Genomic DNA, 19,483 nt, shown 5'->3' with positions numbered 1-19,483 from the left:
CGCTACATCTCCTCGTGGGTGTCGGGGTCGCCACCGAAGAGGCGCCCGTCCGGGCGTCCGAGAGCGGTGATGGCGTCCATCTCCGCACCGGTCAGCTCGAAACCGAACACGTCGAGGTTCTGCCGCTGACGCTCCGGCGTGGCCGACTTGGGCAGGGCGAGGGAGCCGAGCTGGACGTGCCAGCGAAGGATGACCTGGCCCGGGGTGACGTCGTGGGCAGCCGCTGCGTCGGCCACGGCGGGCTCGTCGAAGGGCGCCTGCCGCTTGCCCATGGGGCTCCATGCCTGCGTGCGGATCCCGAGACCCTCGTTGACCGCGCGCATCTGTGCCTGGGGGAAGTAGGGGTGCAGCTCGATCTGGTTGACGGCCGGCGTGACACCGGACTCGTCGATGATCCGGCGCAGGTGCAGGTGCGTGAAGTTGCTGACGCCGATGGTGCGCACGAGGCCCTCCCGCTGGGCCTCGACGAGGGCCTCCCACGCCTGGGGGTAGAGGTCCTGGCTGGGGTTGGGCCAGTGGATGAGCGCCACGTCGAGCCGGTCCACCTTCAGCCGGCTCGCCGAGTCGCGCAGTGACTGCAGGGCAGCGTCCTTCGCGTGGAACCGGCCAGGGATCTTGGTGGTGACCGCGACCTCGTCACGGGGGATCCCCGAGCGGCGCACTGCCTCTCCGACCTCGACCTCGTTGCCGTAGTTCACCGCTGAGTCGAGCAGGCGGTAGCCGGCTTGAAGGGCACTGGTCATCGCCTCGATGCCGTCCTCGCCGGTGAGCGGGTAGGTGCCGAAACCGATCGGCGGCAGCGTGGTGCCGTCGTTGAGCAGGTATGCCGGGCTGTCGCCGTGCGTGGTGTCGTTGCTCGCCATGGGCCCACCGTAACCGCGGCCGGACCGGGGTGGGGGGAGCGTTCTCGATGCACTACTTGACATAATGTCGATTATCGGCGTTTTCGGGCGGTCCCTAGGGCGCCCCCAAGTCTGTACGTGAACACCGACTCGCGGGAGGCTGACGCCATGCGGAAACTCACCGTTGGCATGAACCTGAGCCTGGACGGCTACATCGCCGCACCCGGCGACGACCTCGGCTGGAGCGTGCCGAGCGACGAGCTGTTCCAGTGGTGGTCCGACCGGGTCGGATCGACAGGTCTGGCGCTGTACGGACGAAGACTCTGGGAGACGATGAGCTCCCACTGGCCGACCGCCGACCAACAGCCCGGAGTCACCCCGGCCGACGTCGAGTTCGCCCATCGCTGGCGGTCCATGCCGAAGGTGGTGTTCTCCTCGTCGGAGCTCGCGGTCGACTGGAACACGCGCCTGGTCACCAGCGACGCGGTCGCCGAGATCGACCGGCTCAAGACCGAGGACGGCGGGCCCATGGACGTCGGCGGTGCCACCCTCGCCGGGGCGGCCATGCGGGCCGGTCTGATCGACGAGTACGCCATCGTCACCCACCCGGTCCTGGTGGGCGGCGGAAAACGGTTCTTCACGGCGCTGGATGACTGGGTGAACCTGCGCCTCGTGGAGACCAGGGCCTTCCCTGATGGCGTGCTCCTCGCGACGTACGAGGTCAGGCGCTGAGCCGTCAGCGGCGCTCCTGGATGCGGATCAGGTTGCCGGCCGGGTCTCGGATCGCGCAGTCGCGCACGCCGTAGGGCTGCTCCGTGGGTTCCTGGACGACCTCGGTGCCGCTCGCCTGGACGCGCTCGAACGTGTCGTCGAGGTCTGCCGTCGCCAACAGGATCGATCCGTAGGTGCCCTTGGCCATCATCTCGACGATGGTCCGGCGTTCGTCGTCCGTGATGCCGGGATCGGCGGCCGGTGGGTGCAGCACGATCGAGGTGCCCGGCTGTCCCGTCGGACCGACCGTGATCCACCGCATGCCCTGGTAGCCGACGTCGTTGCGCACCTCGAACCCGAGGATGTCGCGGTAGAACCCGAGGGCGGCCTCGGGATCGTCGTGCGGCAGGAAGCTCGAGTGAATCGTGATGTCCATGACGCTCACGCTAGCTGCGGCGCCACGCCGGGCGCTTCTCGATTCCTGACCGGCCTGGTGACCTGTTTGGCCACGCAGGACGGGATGCCCGCGATCGACTGTGCCGCCTCGCGGCGATACCTGCTCGGAGACATCCCGACGAGCTGGGTGAACCGGGTGCTGAAGGTGCCCAGCGACTGGCATCCCACCGCGAAGCACACCTCGGTGACACTGAGGTCGCCTCTGCGCAGCAGTGCCATCGCCCGCTCGATCCGTCGGGTCATGACGTACCCGTACGGCGACTCGCCGTAGGCCTTGCGGAACTCCCGGCTGAGGTGCCCCGCCGACATGTGGGCGCCCCTGGCCAGGGCCTCGACGTCGAGAGGCTGGGCGTACTCCCGGTCGATCCGGTCTCGGACCCGCCGCAACACGGCTAGGTCGCGAAGCTGCTGGCTGCCGGGCGAGCTGCTCGTCACACCACCGATCGTGCCACGGCCACCGCACCCCGCGCAGCAGTGACCGTCATTGCCCCCGAGCCGCCCGGGGAGTTCCTGACGCAGGGCGAACCCGCTTCAGGGACAACGCCTCCACCTCGTAGCGACTGACCGTCACCGTGCCGGTGCGGAAGAACCGGCGGCGCAGGGCACCCACCACCTCGACCAGGTCCTGTGCCTTGAGGCCTCGCGCGCTGCGCCGGGTCCGCGCCGACCAGCAGGCCACGTCAATGGTGTCCACCCGCCCGACGCCGGTGTCCGTCGACCGCGGGACCACCACCCGCAGCTGGGCCACGCGGTCCCCGCTGGGCAGCTCGCGTTCCTCCGCGTCGACGCTGATCCGACCGACCAGCCTGACCTCGTTCGTCCACTCCCTGGAGTCGTCCATGGCTCAACGGTGCTGCCCCTCCCCCGGTCTGGACCACCCGCGGCCGAGACCTTGTGGACAGTCCCTGACGACGGGAGTGGGTGTGGACGAGTCGCCCTGATCGGGGGCTCAGCCCCACCAGAACGACGTGGCGATCACGGCATACACCGCGATCAGGGCTGCCCCCTCGATCCAGGTGGACTCACCGTCGAAGGTGATGAACGCCGTGAGGATCACGGCGATGACGACCGAGACCACCAACATGGGTGCGAAGACCAGGGTCAGGGAGGCGAACCCGAAGACGGCCGACAGGACCACGAGCAGAGGGGCGAGGACGAGCGCGATCTGGATCGGTGAGTTGATGACGATCGAGAACGCGTACTCGGAGCGGTTCTGGGCAGCGAGCTGCACTCCGACCACGTTCTCGATCGCGTTGCCCGCAATGGCCACGATGACCAGGCCCGCGAACGCGTCCGAGATGTTGAGGCTGTTCATGGCCGGCTCCAGCGCGACCACGAACCAGTCGGACACGAAGGCGGCCGCTGCAGCGGCGAGCGCCAGCAGGCCCACGGCCAGCCACACCGGCCACCGCGGCGCCTCGGCGTGACCGGCATCCGCACCGTCGCTGCCGGACCCCTCCGAAGAGCTTCCGGAGCCCTTGCGCAGGGAGGCCGGCAGGGTGAGCGCGAAGAGCACGAGCAGCACCACCGAGACGATCAGGGAAAGGGCCTTCTCGTGCGCCGCTGCCGGCGTGTGCACGTAGTGGGCGAGCGACGGCACGACCATGGCGGCCACGGAGAGCACCATCAGGACGATGATGCTCCGGGCCCGTTCGGAGTTGAGCCGCTGGGTGCCGTGCTTGAGGCCGCCGACGACGAACGCCAGCCCCAGGACCAGGAGCAGGTTGGCCAGGATCGAACCGATCAGGGCCGCCTGGACCACCGCGACCAGGCCGGCCTTCAGGGCGAACAGCGCGATGAACAGCTCGGGCAGGTTGCCCAGGGCGGACTGCAGGACCCCGGTCGCCCCCGGCCCGAACCGGTCGCCGAGCTGCTCCACCGACCGTCCCACGAGCGAGGCCAGAAGGGTGACGGCGACCGCAGAGCAGACGAAGGGCAGCACCGCTCCCCCACCGGCGAACCGGGTCACGGCCGCCGCGAGCACGGCGAGACCACCTGCGCCGAGGACGACGTAGTCGGAGCGGATGAAGGTCTTGCCCGCGGGCGGCGCGGTCGTGGTCGACGTCATGGTGGTCATAGTGGTGCCTGAGGCCCGCGGGCGCTCGGCGGCTCGGCGATGGCAGACTCGGCGCATGGAGTCACCCCGGGTGCTGCGTCCGATGACCGACGACGACGTGCCTGCGGTCCTGCAGCTCAACGCCGACCACGTGGAGCTGCTGTCACCCCTCGACGGTGACCGCCTCGACCGGCTGCGGGGGTGGGCCTTGCGCGCCGACGTCATCGAGTGCGACGGCCGGACGGCGGGCTTCGTCCTCGTGTTCGCGCCGGGGACCGACTACGACTCGGAGAACTACCGTTGGTTCACCGAGCGGTTCGGTGACCGGTTCGACTACCTCGACCGGATCGTCATCGACGACCGGTTCCGGCGGCGAGGCCTCGCCTCCGCGGTCTACGACGCGATCGAGGCCGCGGCCGCCCCGCGGGAGCGGCTCGTGCTCGAGGTCAACGTGGATCCACCGAACGAGCCGTCCCTCGCGTTCCACCGTCGGCGCGGGTTCGTGGAGGTCGGCAGGCTCGGGCCGGCGGGACACCGGGTCAGCCTGATGGCCAGGAGTTCTCCGCCAAAAGCACGAGACGAACCGTCACCTTCCGGGGTTAGTCTGCGTTGAGGTAGCAGGGCCGCCCGAGGGGGGTGGCGGACGAAGGAGTGGGCGGATTCGTGGTCGGGCTCGGTATGCGAGCCAGCGTGGTCGCAGGTGCAGTGGCGGTCGTGACGCTGGCAGGTCTCTCCCCGGCGCACGCGTCGGGCACGACCTCAGCAGTCACATCCTCCTCAAGCACCACAGCGGCTTCTCCCCCACCGACCGGCGCTTCCTCGTCGACCACAGGTGCGACGACCGATGGCCTGACGACTGGCGGCGGCACCACGAGCGCCGGCGCCACGGCCACCCCGGGGGCTGGCGGCGAGAGCACCTTGAGCCCCGCCGAGCTGGCCGCGCAGATCGCTGCGGCCGACGCGCTCACGGCCGACCTGACCGCCTCCAACGCCGGGATCGCGGCGGCGGCCACCAAGCTGGACCGGCTCGCCCTCGAGGCCAACACGCTCCTGCAGCAGTACGCCGCGGCCCGTGACGCCGAGCGCGCGGCCCGCGAGGAGGCCGACCGCGACGTCCTGCTCTACGGGCAGCTGAGCACCCGGCTGGGCGAGGACCGGCGTGCCCTCGGCCAGTGGGCCTACCTCGCCTACGCGGGCAGCGGGGGCAGCATCAGCGACATGGGCACCCTGCTCGACACCCTGGCCAAGCCCGCCGCGGAGGCGAGCGACACCGCCGCGCAGCTGTCCTACCTCAGCGACCAGCGCAGCTGGCAGATCGAGCGCGTCCAGAACCAGACCCAGCTCCAGCGCACCGTCGCCCTCAAGGCCGTCGAGGCCAGCACGCGAGCCACCGAGGCCGCCGCCCAGGCGGCCGATGCCAAGGCCAAGCTCGACGTGGTGGTGAAGGAGCAGAAGTCCCAGCTCGACGCCACCCGCCAGCTCCACGCCGAGCAGGTCGCCAAGGCCGGCCCCGTCGCGGGGCTGCTCCTCGGGAGCGGCAACCCGGCCGCGATCGAGGCGACCAAACGGCTGCGCGCCGCCCTGGTCGTCCCGGGCGTCCTCGCCGACGGCTCGGTCAAGGCCTGCAGCACCAACGAGGGCGAGTACCCCAACGGCAAGATCCCCGTCTCCGCCCTGTGCCCCCTCTTCGGGGCTCCCGGTGAGAGCCTGCGCCCCGGTGCCGCGGCAGCCTTCAACGCCATGAGCATCGCCTACCAGAAGGACACCGGCTCCCCCATCTGCGTCACCGACTCCTACCGCTCCTACGCCGAGCAGATCTCGGTCAAGGAGGTCAAGGGCAAGTGGGCGGCTACCCCTGGCACCAGCGAGCACGGCATGGGTCGCGCGGTGGACCTGTGCGGCGGCATCAACAGCTTCGGCACCCCCGCCCACCTGTGGATGAAGCAGCACGCGCCCCTCTACGGCTGGTTCCATCCCGACTGGGCGGAGCCGTCCGGATCACTGCCCGAGCCGTGGCACTGGGAGTATGCCGGGTAGTCACCGGACCAGCCCGACTCGCCGTCGGGTTTGGGTACGAATACCCATCTGCCGGACCAACGCCTGTGCCACCCTTCACGCATGACAACTGAGGCGGCACCGTCCCGGTCGACGACGTCGGAACACGCGGCACACCGCAGGGCCTGGTACTGGTACGACTGGGCCAACTCCGCCTTCGTCACCACGGTCGGCACGGTCCTCTTCGCGCCGTACCTGACGACCGTCGCCAAGGAAGCCGCCTGCCCGGGCCAGGACAGCGACGCCGCCTGTCACGTGGACCTGCACGTCATCCCGGCGGCCGCCGACCTGCCCAGCGGTGTCTGGCAGGTGGGGCTGGCGCTCACCCTCCTGGGGCTGGCCGCCCTGGTCCTCACCGTCGTGCAGATGATCCGGAACCGGCCGACCACGCTGCCCACAGCGGTCCCGCTGGCCGTCGCTGCGGTGGGCGCGCTCGTGCTCGTCCTCACCGCTCCGCTCGATCCCGGGTCGGTGGCCTCCTACACGGTCACCCTCTCCACCATCATCAGCGCCGTCCTCCTGGTCTTCGTGGGGGCCATCGCCGACCGCACGCCCCGCCCCGCACGCCTGCTCGGCGGCTTCGCCTGGGCCGGGGCCGTCGCGGCCTCGCTGCTGTTCTTCCTGCACGGCGAGAACTGGCGGTTCGGCTCGGTGATGATGATCCTGGCCACGATCGCGCTCGGTTCCTCCCTCGTCGTCTACGACGCCATCCTCTGCCGCATCGCCTCCCCCGACGAGCGCGACGACGTGTCCTCCCGCGGCTGGGCACTGGGCTACCTGGGCGGCGGGCTCCTGCTGGCCCTCAATCTCGTGATCGTCTCGAAGCCCGACCTCGTCGGGATCGACAAGGGCATGGCCGTGCGGATCAGCATGTTGTCAGCCGGGCTCTGGTGGGGCCTGTTCACGGTCATCCCCGTCCGTGGGCTGTGGAACCTGCGCGGCGGCGAGATCGCCCGGGTCGAGGAGCCGTCGGCGGGAATCGTGCGCGGCAGCTACGCCCAGCTCGGCCACACCTTCCGTGACCTGCGCACCTACCCCCACACCCTGATGTTCCTGCTCGCCTACCTGTTCTTCAACGATGGCATCCAGACCGTGATCTCCTCGAGCAGCCTCTACGGCGCCGAAGAGCTCAAGTTCGCCCAGGAGCAGCTGATCGCCCTGATCCTCCTCGTGCAGTTCGTGGCCTTCGGCGGCGCGCTGCTGTTCGGGCGGTTCGCCCGGCGGTTCGGCGCGTGGCGCACCATCCTCGGGTCGCTCGTCGCGTGGTCGCTCATCGTCATCGCGGCGTTCTTCGTCCCCGAGAAGGCGTTCATCCCCTTCATCGCCCTCGGCGTGCTGATCGGCATCGTCCTCGGGGGCAGCCAGGCCCTGAGCCGCTCCTTGTTCAGCCAGCTGGTCCCCCGCAGCCGCGAGGCGGAGTTCTTCGCCTTCTACCAGGCCATGGAGCGCGGCACGTCGTGGTTCGGCACGCTGCTGTTCGGTCTGGTGCACCAGCTGACCGACTCCTACCGACCCGCCATCGTGGCGCTGATCGTCTTCTTCGTGGTGGGCTACGTCCTGCTGCGCAAGGTGGACGTGCGCCAGGGCATCGTCGACGCCGGCAACGAGGTCCCTGCGGTCGTCTGAGATGTGACTTGTGTCACATCAGCCAACGCAGGGGCGTGCTGGTTCGTCTTCAGGGGTACACACCGCTCGCGGACTCGGAACATTGCACCCATCCGCGGCGTTGGCAGTAACGAATCCCTGTCGCCCCCACCCGAGCGGGCAGGGTACCAAGCACGTTGGGAGAACCCCGTCATGGCAGAACGCACCCTCCGGGGCAGCCGAATGGTTTCGCACAGCCTGGAGACCGACGACCACGTCGTCCCGAGCGAACGCCAGATCACCGCGTACGTGTGCCCGCTGGGGCACCGCACCGAGCTGCCCTTCTCGATCGAGGCCGAGATCCCGCCCACCTGGGAATGCCGGTGCGGCGAAGAGGCCCGGTTGGTCGACGGCCCCGAGCCCGAGGCCAAGCAGGTCAAGCACGTCCGCACGCACTGGGACATGTTGCTCGAGCGTCGCTCCATCCCCGAGCTGGAGGAGCTGCTCGAGGAGCGGCTGACCCTCCTGCGCGAGTCCCGCGGCGAGAAGCCGCGGCGCAAGCGCACCGCCTGAACGAGCCACCACGAAGGCCGCGTCCCCTCCCGGGGCCGCGGCCTTCCTCATGCGTCGGTATGTCGCGTGCCGGACTACAGGACCTCGCCCTCGATCACGTCGGGTCCAGGCGGTGGCCCTCCACGGCCGCGGCCGTCCGGGCCCTGTCCGCGGCCACCGCCGAAGATGCCTCCGAGCAGGCGCTTGGCCACCACGGCCTCGAGCGCGGTCCGGGCGATCGGACGCGTGACCGGCAGGATGAAGAAGAAGCCGACGATGTCGGTCAGGAACCCCGGCGTCAACAGCAGCGTGCCCCCCACGAGCACGAGGGCCGCGTCCGCGAGCTGACGGCTGGGCATCTGCCCGGTGTTGAGTGCGGTCGTGAGGGCCTTCCAGGCGCGCGCGCCCTCGCGCCTGACGAGCCACGCGCCCAACGCGGACTCGACGAGGAGCAGCACCAGGGTCTGCCATCCGCCGATCACCTTGCCGACGGCAATGATGGCCGCGATCTCCAGGACCGGGACGACGAGCAGGAGGACGACCATGACGGCCAGCCAGCGCGGGCGGCGCCGGCGAGCGAACGGAGTGCGACCTACAGCCGGTGCCACGTGGGCTCCCGACGCCCCAGCCGACGCACCTGGTCGGCTCGGTGCGACACGCCCCAGGCCGTGATCTTCTGGAGCGACTCGCGCATGATGTCACCGCTCATCTTGGAGTCGCCGATCTCGCGCTCGACGAAGGTGATCGGCACCTCGACCACCCGCAGCCCGAGCCGCACGGCCCGCTGGGTGAGGTCCACCTGGAAGCAGTAGCCCTGCGAGGCGACGTGGTCGAGGCCGATGGTCTCCAGGGCACTGGCGCGGTAGACGCGGTAGCCGGCCGTCGCGTCGTGCACGGGCATGCCGAGCAGGGCGCGGGTGTAGAGGTTGGCCCCGACGCTGAGCGCCTTGCGGTGCAGCGGCCAGTTGACGACGCTGCCGCCCCGCACCCAGCGGGCGCCGATGACGAGGTCAGCGCCCCGGAGGGCCGCGAGCAGGGAGGGCAGCTGCTCAGGCTGGTGCGAGCCGTCGGCATCCATCTCCACGATCGCGCCGTAGCCCTGGTCCAGACCCCAGGCGAAGCCGGCGAGGTAGGCATTGCCCAGCCCCTGCTTGCCCGGCCGGTGGAGGACGTGGACCTGGGGGTCCGCGGCGACCAGCTCGTCGGCCACAGCCCCGGTGCCGTCCGGTGAGTTGTCGTCGAGGACGAGGACGTCTGCCGAGGGGACCGCCGAGCGCACCCTCTCGACGATGCGCGGGAGGTTCTCGCGCTCGTTGTAGGTCGGGATGCAGACGAGCACCCGGTCGATCTGGTCAGACGACACACGCTGGTCAGAAGACGCACGCTGATCAGACAACGACAGGATCCCTTCGTTCGTGAGCCGGGGTGGGTGGCCCGGCCTCGGCGCGCTCGACCCTAGCGGTCCTGCGACGCTGCCACAGGCCGAGGGCCAGCAGCCCGGCGAAGGCCAGCGCCGCGGCATACTCCGGCACCGGGCCCAACCGGTCGGACGGGGTGACCTCGGTGCGGACCACCGGCGACCCGTAGCGGGCCGCTGCGGTGAACAACGAGGTCTTGTCGACGTACGTTCCGTCAGGGTTGATGAAGCCGCTCACCCCGACCGTGGAGACGTGCACGACCGATCGACCGTGCTCGATCGCCCGCAGCCGGCTGATCGCGAACTGCTGCTCGGACTCGGCCGTGTAGCCGAAGGTCGCGTTGTTGGTCTGGACCGCGAGGATGCTCGCGTCCCGCCCGGGCTGGAGCGTGGAGTCGCGCATCAGGCCGTCATAGGCCACCTCGAAGCAGATGGTCGGGATGATCCAGTAGGGCCGCTCCCCCGCCACCGGCACCTCGAACCCACCGGCCCGGTCACCGCGGGTGAAGTCCCTGGTGACCAGGTCGACCTTGTCGCTGAAGTTCCGGAAGAAGCTGCGGTAGGGGATGTACTCGGCAAACGGCACGGGGTGCTGCTTGACGTACCGCTGGGGCGCGTCACCACCGGGCAGGTAGAACAGGCTGGCGTTGGAGATGTACGGAGCCGGGCCGTTGAGGACCGCGCCGACGAGCAGCGGTGCCTTGGCCGTCTCGAGGGCGAGCTGGATGTCGGCCGCGGCGTCGGGGTTGAGCAGCGGGTCGATGTCGGAGGAGTTCTCCGGCCAGACGACGAGGGTCGGCGCGGGATGGCCGGAAGCCACCGCCCGGACGGTCCCCTGCACGTGGTTGTCGAGCACCTTGCGTCGTTCGGAGTTGAAGTCGAGACCGGGCTTGGGCACGTTGCCCTGCACGAACAGCACCGACACGGCCCGCCCGTCGGTGGGCGGCGTCGTCGCCACGGCGAGAGCCAGCGGTGCCAGCGCGAGGAGCGCCAAGGCGACACCCAGTGGCCGGTGTGCTGCGGGCTGGGCGTGCCGCGGACGACCCAGGCGGTGGGTCAGCTCCCGGGCTCCGAGGTGCAGGAGCACCCCCAGCGCCGCCACCGCGAAGGTGAGCCCGGGGGCGCCACCGAAGCGGGCCAAGGGGGCCAGCGGGCTGTCGGCCTGGCTGAAGGCGAGCCGGGCCCACGGGAAGCCTCCGAACGGCGTCGTGCCGCGGGCCCACTCCTGCAGGACCCACGCCAGGGGCACAGCGGCATACGCGAGTGGTCGCAGGCGGGACGGGAGGAGTGGACGCTGGACCACCGTGGTGACGGCACACATGCCGGCGACGTAGAGGGCCTCGAGCGTCGACAGGGCGATCCAGGGGAGGTTGCCGACGTAGACCCCTGACCAGGAAAGCGTCGGCAGGAAGAAGCCAAGACCGTGGGCCAGGCCGAGCGCCAGGGCCAGGCGCCAGCGGGTGCCGAGCACGACCGCGGAGAGCAGGCCGACGCCGACGGGGGCGAGCCACCAGACGTTGTGCTCCGGGAAGGCCTGGGCGGTGAGGAGACCGGACGCCGTCGCGACGACGAGGCGTACTCCTGCTCTCAGGGTGAGGGTCGACGGGGGTTGGGTCGACTGGGGTTGGGTCGACAGGCGCACGGGACCACGGTAGGACACGGAACGGCCCGCGCCGCCGTTGGGACCAGCAAGGGGCCGACTGGGTGCCGACATCCTGCTGTTGTCTACTAAGCGCGCGGGCCGTGCCGCCGTCCACCACCGCCTCGAGGCGGGGCACCAGTACGGGTCACACGTCACTGCTGGCAGGCGGTGGCTGCGCGCGCTAGCCACCGGTCAATGCGTGTGTCTCCGGCCTGGCTTCCCCCTGGTCGACGGCCCATCGGTGAACAACCGTGGGCCAACTTACCCCGGCGACGGCCGGTGTCAACCCGGAGTTCACCAGCATGGCCGTGCGTTTGCGCAGGTCATGCGTGTCCGCCAAAAGCCTTGTGCTGCAAGGAGTCTGTGATGAATCGGCGAACGGTCGGCGTGTCGTGCGCGACACGCCGAGACGTCAGCTCAGGCGGTCGGGGCCGGTGGCGGAACCACGACAACCCCACGCGCTGTCGTGGCCACGACTGGCGGGTCCAGGACGTCTGCCGCGGACTCCCCGCGCTCAGGAGCGCCGCGTCCCACGACCCGGACCTCGAACTCCATCTCGCGGCTGCGGGTGCCGGCCCTGATCAGACGTGCCTCGATCTCGATGACGTCACCGGCGCGCACGGGTGCCTTGAACTGGACGTCGGAGTACGACGCGAAAAGGCCCTCGTCGCCGTCGGTGCGGATGCACAGCTCCGTGGCGACGTCGCCGAACGCTGCGAGGGAGTAGGCGCCGTCGACGAGGTTCCCCGCGTAGTGGGCGTGGCTGTAGGGCACGTAGCGGCGGTGGGTGACGGTCAGGCCGACGGTCGCTCCGGTGGGGGCGGTCATCACTTCTCCTTCGAGCGGGGGGCCGCAGGGGCGAGGGCGTGGACGAGGTAGCTGGCCACCTCGCCGGGCGTGGTGCCGCGCCCGAAGATCCGGTCCACCCCGAGCTTGGGGGCCGACCCCTCCTCGAACCGCGGCCCGCCGACGACGAGCAACGGGACCTGCCCGGCAGGGTAGGCCTCCCGGAAGGCCGCGCTCATGGTGGTGGTGTTGTGGATGTGCGCATCGCGCTGGGTGACGACCTGGCTGACCATGACGGCGTCGGCCTTCTCCGCCCGGGCCCGCGCGACGAGCTCGGGCACCAGCACCTGGGCTCCGAGGTTCACCACCTTGATCTCGCGGTAGTACTCCAGGCCCTTCTCCCCCGCGAAGCCCTTGATGTTGAGGATCGCGTCGATCCCCACCGTGTGGGCGTCGGTGCCGATGCAGGCCCCGACCACCACGAGCTTGCGCCGCAGCCGCGTCTTGATCGCCTTGTTGACCTCGGTCGGGCTGAGCAACGGGAACTCGCGCTCCACCACGGTGACCTCGCGCAGGTCCACCAGGTGCGTCGCGCTGCCGTAGACCACGAAGAAGGTGAAGTCCGGGCCCATCGCCTTCGCGTGGACCAGCAGGGCCGGCTCGAGGCCCATCTTGGCCGCGAGCTGCAGGGCCGCGCCCTCGGCTCGCTTGTCGTGGGGGACGGGCAGGGTGAACGAGACCTGCACCATCCCGTCACCCGTGGTGTCGCCGTACGGCCGCACGATGTCTGGCGTCATCGGGTCTCCCCCGTCTCGAGGAGGGTCGTGGCCGGGTTGTCGTAGCCGTCGGCACGCAGGACCACCCCGTCGAGCCCCTTCCCGGCGTTCGCTGGGCGCTTCATCAGGCCGAACGTGCCGTCGGCGATCGCCTCCAGCAGCGGGGCCTGACCCGGCTCCTCGGTGATCGTCGTGAGCAGGTCGATGGCCTCGCCGAGCACGCCCCTGGCCCGGGTCTGGATGAAGCCGTCGCGTGGGGGGTGGAAGTCCTCGGTGAGGCCGCCCGCGGCGTTGAGGACGTAGCGCACGTTCTGCAGGGCCAGGTCACGGTCGGACAGGAACGGCGTCACGACGGCCTCGGTCATCATGCCGACCAGGAGGATCCCCTGCCCGGTCATGGCGCCGACCAGGTTGAAGAACCCGTCGAGGAGGTAACCCCGGAAGACGTCGCCGGTCATGTGCTTGGTCGGCGGCATCCACTTCAGCGGCGCGTCGGGGAACAGCTGGCGAGCCAGCAACGCGTGGGCCAGCTCCATCCGGAACGAGTCCGGGATCTCGGGGTTGATCTCGAACGCGTGGCCCAGGCCGAGCTGCCAGTCCTCGAGCCCGGCCTCCTTGGCGAAGTACTCGTTGAGGAGCTGGCTCACGGTGACCGTGTGCGCGGCCTCGACGGCGTCGGCGGTCGTGAGGTAGTTGTCCTCGCCGGTGTTGATGATGATCCCCGCACGGGCGTGGATCTGGCGGCTGAACCGCTGGTCGACGAAGGTCCGGATCGGGTTGATGTCGCGGAAGAGGATCCCGTACATCGAGTCGTTGAGCATCATGTCGAGCCGCTCGAGCCCGGCCAGCGTGGCGATCTCCGGCATACAGAGCCCGGACGCGTAGTTCGTCAGCCTGATGTAGCGCCCCAGCTCCTTGGAGGTCTCGTCCAGGGCGGCGCGCATGAGGCGGAAGTTCTCCTGGGTGGCGTACGTGCCGGCATACCCCTCGCGGGTGGCGCCCTCGGGCACGTAGTCCAGGAGCGACTGACCCGTGGAGCGGATCACGGCGATGATGTCGGCGCCCTCGCGGGCGGCGTTCTGGGCCTGCGGGATGTCCTCGTAGATGTCGCCGGTGGCGACGATGAGGTAGATCCAGGGACGCTGCTCGGGGTCGCCGTGGCGCTTGATGAGCCGGTCGCGGGTGGCCCGCTGCCGGTCGATCGTGCGTATGCCGCGGCTGACCTCGCGGCGCGCGTCCTTGGCGGCCGCGGTGGCGGCCTTGCCCTCGGGCAGCCGGAACTGCACCGAGCCGCTGGCCGCCTTCTGGGCGAGGGTGAGCAGGTCGGGGGCCTCTCCCCTGCGCAGTGCGTCGAACACCGGGCTGGTGATGCCGTGCTCGAGGCCGACCTCGGACCGCACGGCGTCGACGAGGTGGTTGACCCACGGCACGCGCTCGTGGTCGGCGCCGGACAGTCCGGCCAGTCGCAGGGTGGCGCGTTCGACGCTGACCGTCGTGTGGCTCTGGGCCAGCTTGACGACCGGTCGGCCGGCCTTCCGGGCCAGCGAGCGGGCCCGGCGGACGTCAGCCGGGTCGAGGTCGAGGAGTGGTTTCACGCGCGAAGACACGCGGCAAATCTAGCAGTGGGAGAGAGGATTTCCGGCGAGCCTTGCGTAGAGCCGCAAATCATCCTTCCCGATGGCACCTCAGGAGCCCAGGGCGCCCGAGTCGAAGACGGTCCGCCCGCGCACGACGGTGCGCTGGCAGGTCGGGGCCGGCTCGCCGGGCGACAGGTCGGGCAGCCCCGGCGTCCCCGAGCGTGGGTCGGTCGACCAGGTCTGGATGCGGTCGTCCGGGGCCTGCACCACGAGGTCACCCACCTCCCAGACGGCGAAGGTGGCGGGCAGCCCGAGGTCGAGATAGCCGCGGTCGTCGAATCCCGCCGCGCGCCAGCCACCACGGGTGTGGGCCAGGAAGGCCGACCGGGCCGACACCCGCTGGCTCTCGTCGTGGTGGAACGCCGCGGCGCGCACCGCCTCCCAGGGGGCGAAGGGGGTCACCGGGGAGTCCGAACCGAAGGCCACGGTCATGCCGGCGGCCAGCATCGAGGCGAACGCGTTCATCGGCGCGGAGTCGTCCCCGCTCCGGCCGTGCACGCGGTCGGCGCCGAGCCGCGTGGCATACATGCCGTGGTCGCCTCCCCAGAACGCGTCGAAGGCAGGCTGGACGCTCGCCCCGACCCCGAGGCGGACGAGTCGTTCGATCCCCTCCCGGGAGACCATCTCGAGGTGCTCGAGCCGGTGGCGGCACCGGGTGACGACGGGTGCGCCGACGAGCTCGGCGGCGGCCTCGAAACCGGCCACCGCGGTGTCGACCCCTGCGTCACCGATCACGTGGAAACCGGCCTGCAGCCCGGCCAGGGAGCACGCAGCCACGTGGTCGCGGACCTGCTCCACCGTGAGGTACGCGTTGCCGGTGTGACCGGGCGCGTCGGCATAGGCCTCGCGCAGGTGGGCGGTCCTCGAGCCCACCGAGCCGTCGATGTTGAGGTCTCCAGCCAACCCGCGTGCACCGCGCACGGTCGCCACGTCACGGGCCTCGGCCTCGTCGGATACGAGCTGGGCCCAGTAGCCGAGGGTCTGTGGCCCGTCGCCCCGCTCCCCCGCCGCCAACACCTCGGCGAAGTCGTCGGTGCCCGACAGGGTGCGACCGCCGTTCTCCTGGACGAGTCCGATGCCTGCGGCGGCCGCCGTCCGGAGGGCGAGGTCGATGTCCGCCTGTCGCTGGGCGGGGGTGACGGCTCCGTTGAAGGCCTCCCGGGCCGCGTGGTGGGCGTCGCGGGTCACCAGCCCCTCACCTTCCCAACCCGGCAGCTCACGGGCGCCCGAGGCGGCGGCGAGCGCCGAGGAGATGACGGCGGAGTGGCCGTCGACCCGGGGCGAGTAGACGACCCCGCCGTAGGTCGCCCGGTCGAGCTCCGCCCCGGTGTGGGGTCGGCGTTCGGCCCAGTGGTCCTGGTCCCAGTTCGGGGCGTAGACGGGTCGGCCCTGTCCGCGCCGGGCAGCGTCCTCGATCCGGCTGAGGGCCTCCACGACCGAGCGGGTCGAGACCAGGTCGACACCACGCAGCCCCGCACCGGTCTGCGACACGTGCGCATGGGCGTCGACGAAGGCCGGCGCGACCAGGGCACCGTCGAGCTCGACCACGTGGTCCACCGCATCCACGTGCACGGCGGCGGCGTCGTCGCCACCGATCCAGGCGATGGTGCCGGTCGCCTCGTCGACGACCATCGCGTTCGCGAACGGGTCGATCGGGCTGTAGACGAAGCCGCCGCGGTAGAGGGTGCTCACGCCCAGCACCCTAGACGGGCTCGTCCTCCCCCAGCACGGCGAGGCAGGCCCGGGCGATCTCCAGCTCCTCGTTGGTCGGCACGACGTAGGCCGGGATGCGGCTGTCCTCCGCGGTGACGAGCCGTTCAGGGGGCCCCTGCGCATTGGCCTCGTCGTCCAGGGCGACCCCGAGTGCTTCCAGACCCGACAGCACGGCTGCGCGCACCGCGACGCTGTTCTCCCCGATGCCGCCGGTGAAGGCGATGGCGTCCACGCGTCCCAGCGCCACGGCGTATGCACCGACGTACTTGCGCAACCGGTAGACCATCACGTCGAACGCCAGCACGGCGCCGGCGTCACCGTCGCAGCGGCGGCGTTCGAGCTCGCGCAGGTCGGAGACGCCGGCCAGGCCCAGGAGGCCGCTGGCCTTGTTGAGTGCCTCGTCGTATGCCGTGGCATCCAGGTCGGCGACGCGGGCGAGGTACGCGCCCAGCGCAGGGTCGACGTCGCCCGACCGGGTGCCCATGACGAGGCCCTCGAGGGGTGACAGACCCATCGAGGTGTCGACGCTGACGCCACCCTGCACCGCACAGGCGCTCGCGCCGTTGCCGAGGTGGAGCACGATGACGTTGCAGTCGACCGGGCTGTGGCCCAGGAGCTGGGCCGTGCGCCGCGACACGAACCGGTGCGACGTGCCGTGGAAGCCGTAGCGCCTGACCTGGTGGCGTTCGCGCCAGTCGATCGGGACGGCATACGTGTGGGCGTGCGCGGGCAGGCTCTGGTGGAAGGCGGTGTCGAAGACCGCCACCTGCGGCACGCCGGGGAAGGACTCCCGGGCGCTGAGGATGCCCTCGAGGTTGGCTGGGTTGTGCAGGGGCGCCAGCGGCACGAGCTCGCGGATCGCGGCGACCACGCCGTCGTCGATGAGGACCGGCTCGGTGAACCGGGGCCCGCCGTGCACGACACGGTGGCCGACCGCGAACGGCGGCGTGCCCACGAGGTCGGGGCCATGCTCGCGCAGCGCTGACCGTGCTGCTTCCAGCGCCGCCCGGTGGTCGGTGCACGTGACGTCGGACTCGTGGGTGCGGCCGCCACTCGTGTGGCGCAGGCGCCCCGCGCCCCCGATCTGCTCGACGATCCCGGACGCCGCGGTCTCGCCCGTCTCCGCGTCGAGCACCTGGTACTTCAGCGACGAGGAGCCGGCGTTGACGACCAGGACCGTGCGCGCGGCCGCCATCAGGCGCCGGCCTGCACGGCGGTGATCGCGATCGTGTTGACGATGTCGCGCACCAGGGCCCCTCGGGACAGGTCGTTCACGGGCCGGTTGAGGCCCTGGAGCACTGGTCCGATGGCCACGGCGGAGGCGCTGCGCTGCACCGCCTTGTAGGTGTTGTTGCCGGTGTTGAGGTCGGGGAACACCAGCACGGTGGCGCGTCCGGCGACCGGGCTGTCCTTGAGCTTGGTCGCAGCCACGTGGGGGTCGACCGCGGCGTCGTACTGGATCGGGCCCTCGACGAGCAGCTCAGGCGCCCGTTGGTGGACCAGCGCCGTGGCGGCCCGCACCTTGTCGACGTCTGCCCCGCTCCCCGACTCCCCCGTCGAGTACGACAGCATCGCCACCCGCGGCTCGATCCCGAACCGCTGGGCCGTGCGAGCCGAGGAAATCGCGATGTCGGCCAGCTGCTCGGCGGTGGGGTCAGGGTTGACGGCGCAGTCCCCGTAGACGAGCACCCGGTCGGCAAGGCACATCAGGAAGACGCTGGAGACCACCGACACGTCGGGGGCGGTGCGCACGATCTCGAGGGCCGGGCGGACCGTGTGTGCCGTCGTCGTGATGCAGCCCGACACCATGCCGTCGGCGAGGCCCTGGTGCACCATCATGGTGCCGAAGTACGACGGGTCGACCACGCGGTCGCGGGCCTGGTCGAGGGTGACCCCCTTGTGCGCGCGCAGGGTGGCGTACTCGCTGGCGAAGGACTCCCGCAGCCTGCTGGTGGCGGGGTCGATGACCGTCGCCTTCGAGATGTCCACGCCGAGTCGTGCGGCGTTCGCGCGGATCGTCTCCTCCACCCCCAGGAGGGTGAGCGTGGCGATGCCCCGGGCGAGCACCGTGTCGGCGGCCAGGAGGATGCGGTCCTCGGCCCCTTCGGGCAGCACGATGTGGGCCCCGGACGCGCGGGCTTCCTCGACCAGCCGGTGCTCGAACATCAGCGGCGTCACCGCGCCGCCACCTGCCGTGGCCACCGGGCCCAGGAGGGCCTCCGCGTCGAGGCCGCGCTCGACCATGGCGACCGCGGCCTCCAGCTTGCGGGTGGAGTCGGGGGTGAGCCGGCCCCGGGCGGCGCCGAGGCGCGATGCGGTGGTCATCGTGCCGCCGTCGGTGGCGATCACGGGCAGCACGACGTCGAGTCCCTCGATGAGCCGCTCCACCTGGGGTGGCAGGGGGAAGCCTCCGTTGAGGACGATCCCGGCGAGGTTCGGGAACGTCTTGGACCGGTGCGCGAGCAGAACGCCGAGCACCACGTCCTCGCGGTCGCCGGGGACGATGACCACCCCGCCGTCGATCAGCCGGTCGAGCACGTGCGGCATCGTCATCGCGCCGACGACGAGGCCCATGCACTCACGGTCGAGCCATCGGGGGTCGCCGTGGACGAGCCGTCCCCCGCACGCGTCGAGGAGGTCCTTGACCGTGGGCGCCCTGAGGAGGGGCGTCTCGGGCAGGGCCTGGACGGGCACGTGCACCCGCTCCGACACCTCGCGCTGCGTCTCGTCCAGCCGATCGGGCGAGACCTGGTTGGCCACCACTCCCGTCACGTGTGCGTGGGCCTCTCGCGCGGCCTGCACGCCCATCTCGGCGGTCGTGGCGACGTCGACCGCGTCGCGGCCCTGGGCCGGGACCACGAGCAGCAGCCGGGATCCCAGGTTGGCGGCCACCGCCGCGTTGACCGAGAACTCGGTCGGAGCGGCGACGTCGGTGAAGTCGGACCCCACCACCAGCACCACGTCGTGGGCGCGCGCGATGTCGTGGAACCGGTCCACGATCACCCCCATCGCCCCCTCGGGGTCGGCGTGCAGCTCGTCGTAGGTGACGCCACAGGCCTGGGCGACGGTCAGGTCGCCGGGCAGCTGCGACAACAGCGTCTGCACCAGCTCGTCGTCGACGCCCGAGCGCACGATGGGTCGGTAGACGCCCACCCGCCCGGCCCGGCGCGACAGCTGGTCGAGCAACCCGACGGCCACCGCCGACTTGCCGGACTGTGCCTCGGTGCCGGCGATGTAGATGCTGGTGGCCACGGGT

The 19,483-nt window shown here is 70.9% G+C and carries 19 protein-coding genes; 5 read left to right on the top strand and 14 right to left on the bottom strand.

Annotated features, from left to right (window positions below):
- Positions 1–2 precede the first annotated feature (2 nt).
- Positions 3–863: an aldo/keto reductase gene (locus tag AC1DX8_RS02925; RefSeq protein WP_477628403.1), complete on the bottom strand. Its 861-nt coding sequence runs from the start codon at positions 861–863 to the stop codon at positions 3–5.
- A 147-nt stretch (positions 864–1,010) separates the two neighbouring features.
- Between AC1DX8_RS02925 and AC1DX8_RS02920 the strand changes: the two genes are divergently transcribed.
- Positions 1,011–1,574, top strand: a complete 564-nt coding sequence (locus AC1DX8_RS02920) for a dihydrofolate reductase family protein (protein ID WP_477628402.1) — start codon at positions 1,011–1,013, stop codon at positions 1,572–1,574.
- 4 nt (positions 1,575–1,578) lie between these two features.
- Here the strand turns inward: AC1DX8_RS02920 and AC1DX8_RS02915 are convergent, their stop codons facing one another.
- From AC1DX8_RS02915 to cax, 4 genes are all read right to left on the bottom strand, one after another.
- On the bottom strand, positions 1,579–1,989 hold the full coding sequence (locus tag AC1DX8_RS02915) for a VOC family protein (protein ID WP_477628401.1): 411 nt from the start codon (positions 1,987–1,989) through the stop codon (positions 1,579–1,581).
- Between the two features lie 5 nt (positions 1,990–1,994).
- The gene (locus tag AC1DX8_RS02910; protein ID WP_477628400.1) at positions 1,995–2,444 is read right to left on the bottom strand and encodes a helix-turn-helix transcriptional regulator; all 450 of its coding nucleotides are present in this window, start codon (positions 2,442–2,444) and stop codon (positions 1,995–1,997) included.
- A gap of 46 nt (positions 2,445–2,490) precedes the next feature.
- Complete coding sequence (locus AC1DX8_RS02905; RefSeq protein ID WP_477628399.1) at positions 2,491–2,850, bottom strand: single-stranded DNA-binding protein; 360 nt, start codon at positions 2,848–2,850, stop codon at positions 2,491–2,493.
- Positions 2,851–2,958: 108 nt separating this feature from the next.
- Complete coding sequence (gene cax, locus AC1DX8_RS02900; RefSeq protein ID WP_477628398.1) at positions 2,959–4,077, bottom strand: calcium/proton exchanger; 1,119 nt, start codon at positions 4,075–4,077, stop codon at positions 2,959–2,961.
- Positions 4,078–4,141: 64 nt separating this feature from the next.
- Here cax and AC1DX8_RS02895 point away from each other — a divergent pair, with 64 nt between their 5' ends.
- From AC1DX8_RS02895 to AC1DX8_RS02880, 4 genes are all read left to right on the top strand, one after another.
- Positions 4,142–4,678 carry a GNAT family N-acetyltransferase gene (locus AC1DX8_RS02895; protein ID WP_477628397.1) on the top strand — a complete coding sequence of 179 codons (537 nt, stop codon included), beginning with the start codon at positions 4,142–4,144 and terminating at the stop codon, positions 4,676–4,678.
- Between the two features lie 77 nt (positions 4,679–4,755).
- On the top strand, positions 4,756–6,102 hold the full coding sequence (locus AC1DX8_RS02890; protein ID WP_477628396.1) for a M15 family metallopeptidase: 1,347 nt from the start codon (positions 4,756–4,758) through the stop codon (positions 6,100–6,102).
- 81 nt (positions 6,103–6,183) lie between these two features.
- Positions 6,184–7,746, top strand: coding sequence for an MFS transporter (locus AC1DX8_RS02885; protein ID WP_477628395.1), 1,563 nt, complete (start codon positions 6,184–6,186; stop codon positions 7,744–7,746).
- A 171-nt stretch (positions 7,747–7,917) separates the two neighbouring features.
- Complete coding sequence (locus tag AC1DX8_RS02880) at positions 7,918–8,277, top strand: RNA polymerase-binding protein RbpA (protein WP_056885115.1); 360 nt, start codon at positions 7,918–7,920, stop codon at positions 8,275–8,277.
- A gap of 74 nt (positions 8,278–8,351) precedes the next feature.
- Here the strand turns inward: AC1DX8_RS02880 and AC1DX8_RS02875 are convergent, their stop codons facing one another.
- From AC1DX8_RS02875 to pta, 9 genes are all read right to left on the bottom strand, one after another.
- A complete protein-coding gene (locus tag AC1DX8_RS02875; RefSeq protein ID WP_477628394.1) occupies positions 8,352–8,864 on the bottom strand; it encodes an FxsA family protein in 513 nt (170 codons plus the stop codon).
- Entirely contained in the window at positions 8,849–9,619 is a 771-nt protein-coding gene (locus AC1DX8_RS02870; RefSeq protein ID WP_477628393.1) for a polyprenol monophosphomannose synthase, read from the bottom strand. Before AC1DX8_RS02870 ends, AC1DX8_RS02875 begins: the two co-directional genes overlap by 16 nt.
- Positions 9,620–9,644: 25 nt before the next feature.
- Positions 9,645–11,315 carry an apolipoprotein N-acyltransferase gene (lnt, locus tag AC1DX8_RS02865; RefSeq protein ID WP_477628392.1) on the bottom strand — a complete coding sequence of 557 codons (1,671 nt, stop codon included), beginning with the start codon at positions 11,313–11,315 and terminating at the stop codon, positions 9,645–9,647.
- A 417-nt stretch (positions 11,316–11,732) separates the two neighbouring features.
- Entirely contained in the window at positions 11,733–12,143 is a 411-nt protein-coding gene (kal, locus tag AC1DX8_RS02860) for a 3-aminobutyryl-CoA ammonia lyase (RefSeq protein ID WP_477628391.1), read from the bottom strand.
- Positions 12,143–12,898 carry a lysine 5,6-aminomutase subunit beta gene (kamE, locus tag AC1DX8_RS02855; RefSeq protein ID WP_477628390.1) on the bottom strand — a complete coding sequence of 252 codons (756 nt, stop codon included), beginning with the start codon at positions 12,896–12,898 and terminating at the stop codon, positions 12,143–12,145. The genes kal and kamE overlap by 1 nt, the downstream gene beginning before the upstream one ends.
- Positions 12,895–14,484: a lysine 5,6-aminomutase subunit alpha gene (kamD, locus tag AC1DX8_RS02850; protein ID WP_477628389.1), complete on the bottom strand. Its 1,590-nt coding sequence runs from the start codon at positions 14,482–14,484 to the stop codon at positions 12,895–12,897. Before kamD ends, kamE begins: the two co-directional genes overlap by 4 nt.
- 78 nt (positions 14,485–14,562) lie before the next feature.
- Complete coding sequence (locus AC1DX8_RS02845) at positions 14,563–16,206, bottom strand: amidohydrolase (RefSeq protein ID WP_477628388.1); 1,644 nt, start codon at positions 16,204–16,206, stop codon at positions 14,563–14,565.
- A gap of 10 nt (positions 16,207–16,216) precedes the next feature.
- Positions 16,217–17,422 (bottom strand): acetate/propionate family kinase, encoded by a 1,206-nt coding sequence (locus AC1DX8_RS02840; RefSeq protein ID WP_477628387.1) that lies wholly within the window; start codon positions 17,420–17,422, stop codon positions 16,217–16,219.
- Positions 17,422–19,479 (bottom strand): phosphate acetyltransferase, encoded by a 2,058-nt coding sequence (gene pta / locus AC1DX8_RS02835; RefSeq protein WP_477628386.1) that lies wholly within the window; start codon positions 19,477–19,479, stop codon positions 17,422–17,424. Before pta ends, AC1DX8_RS02840 begins: the two co-directional genes overlap by 1 nt.
- Positions 19,480–19,483 lie beyond the last annotated feature (4 nt).

Source organism: Pedococcus sp. P2_A3, from assembly GCF_056405035.1.
Note: the sequence above shows the minus strand (reverse complement) of the source record. Positions and strands in the feature narration are given on the sequence as shown.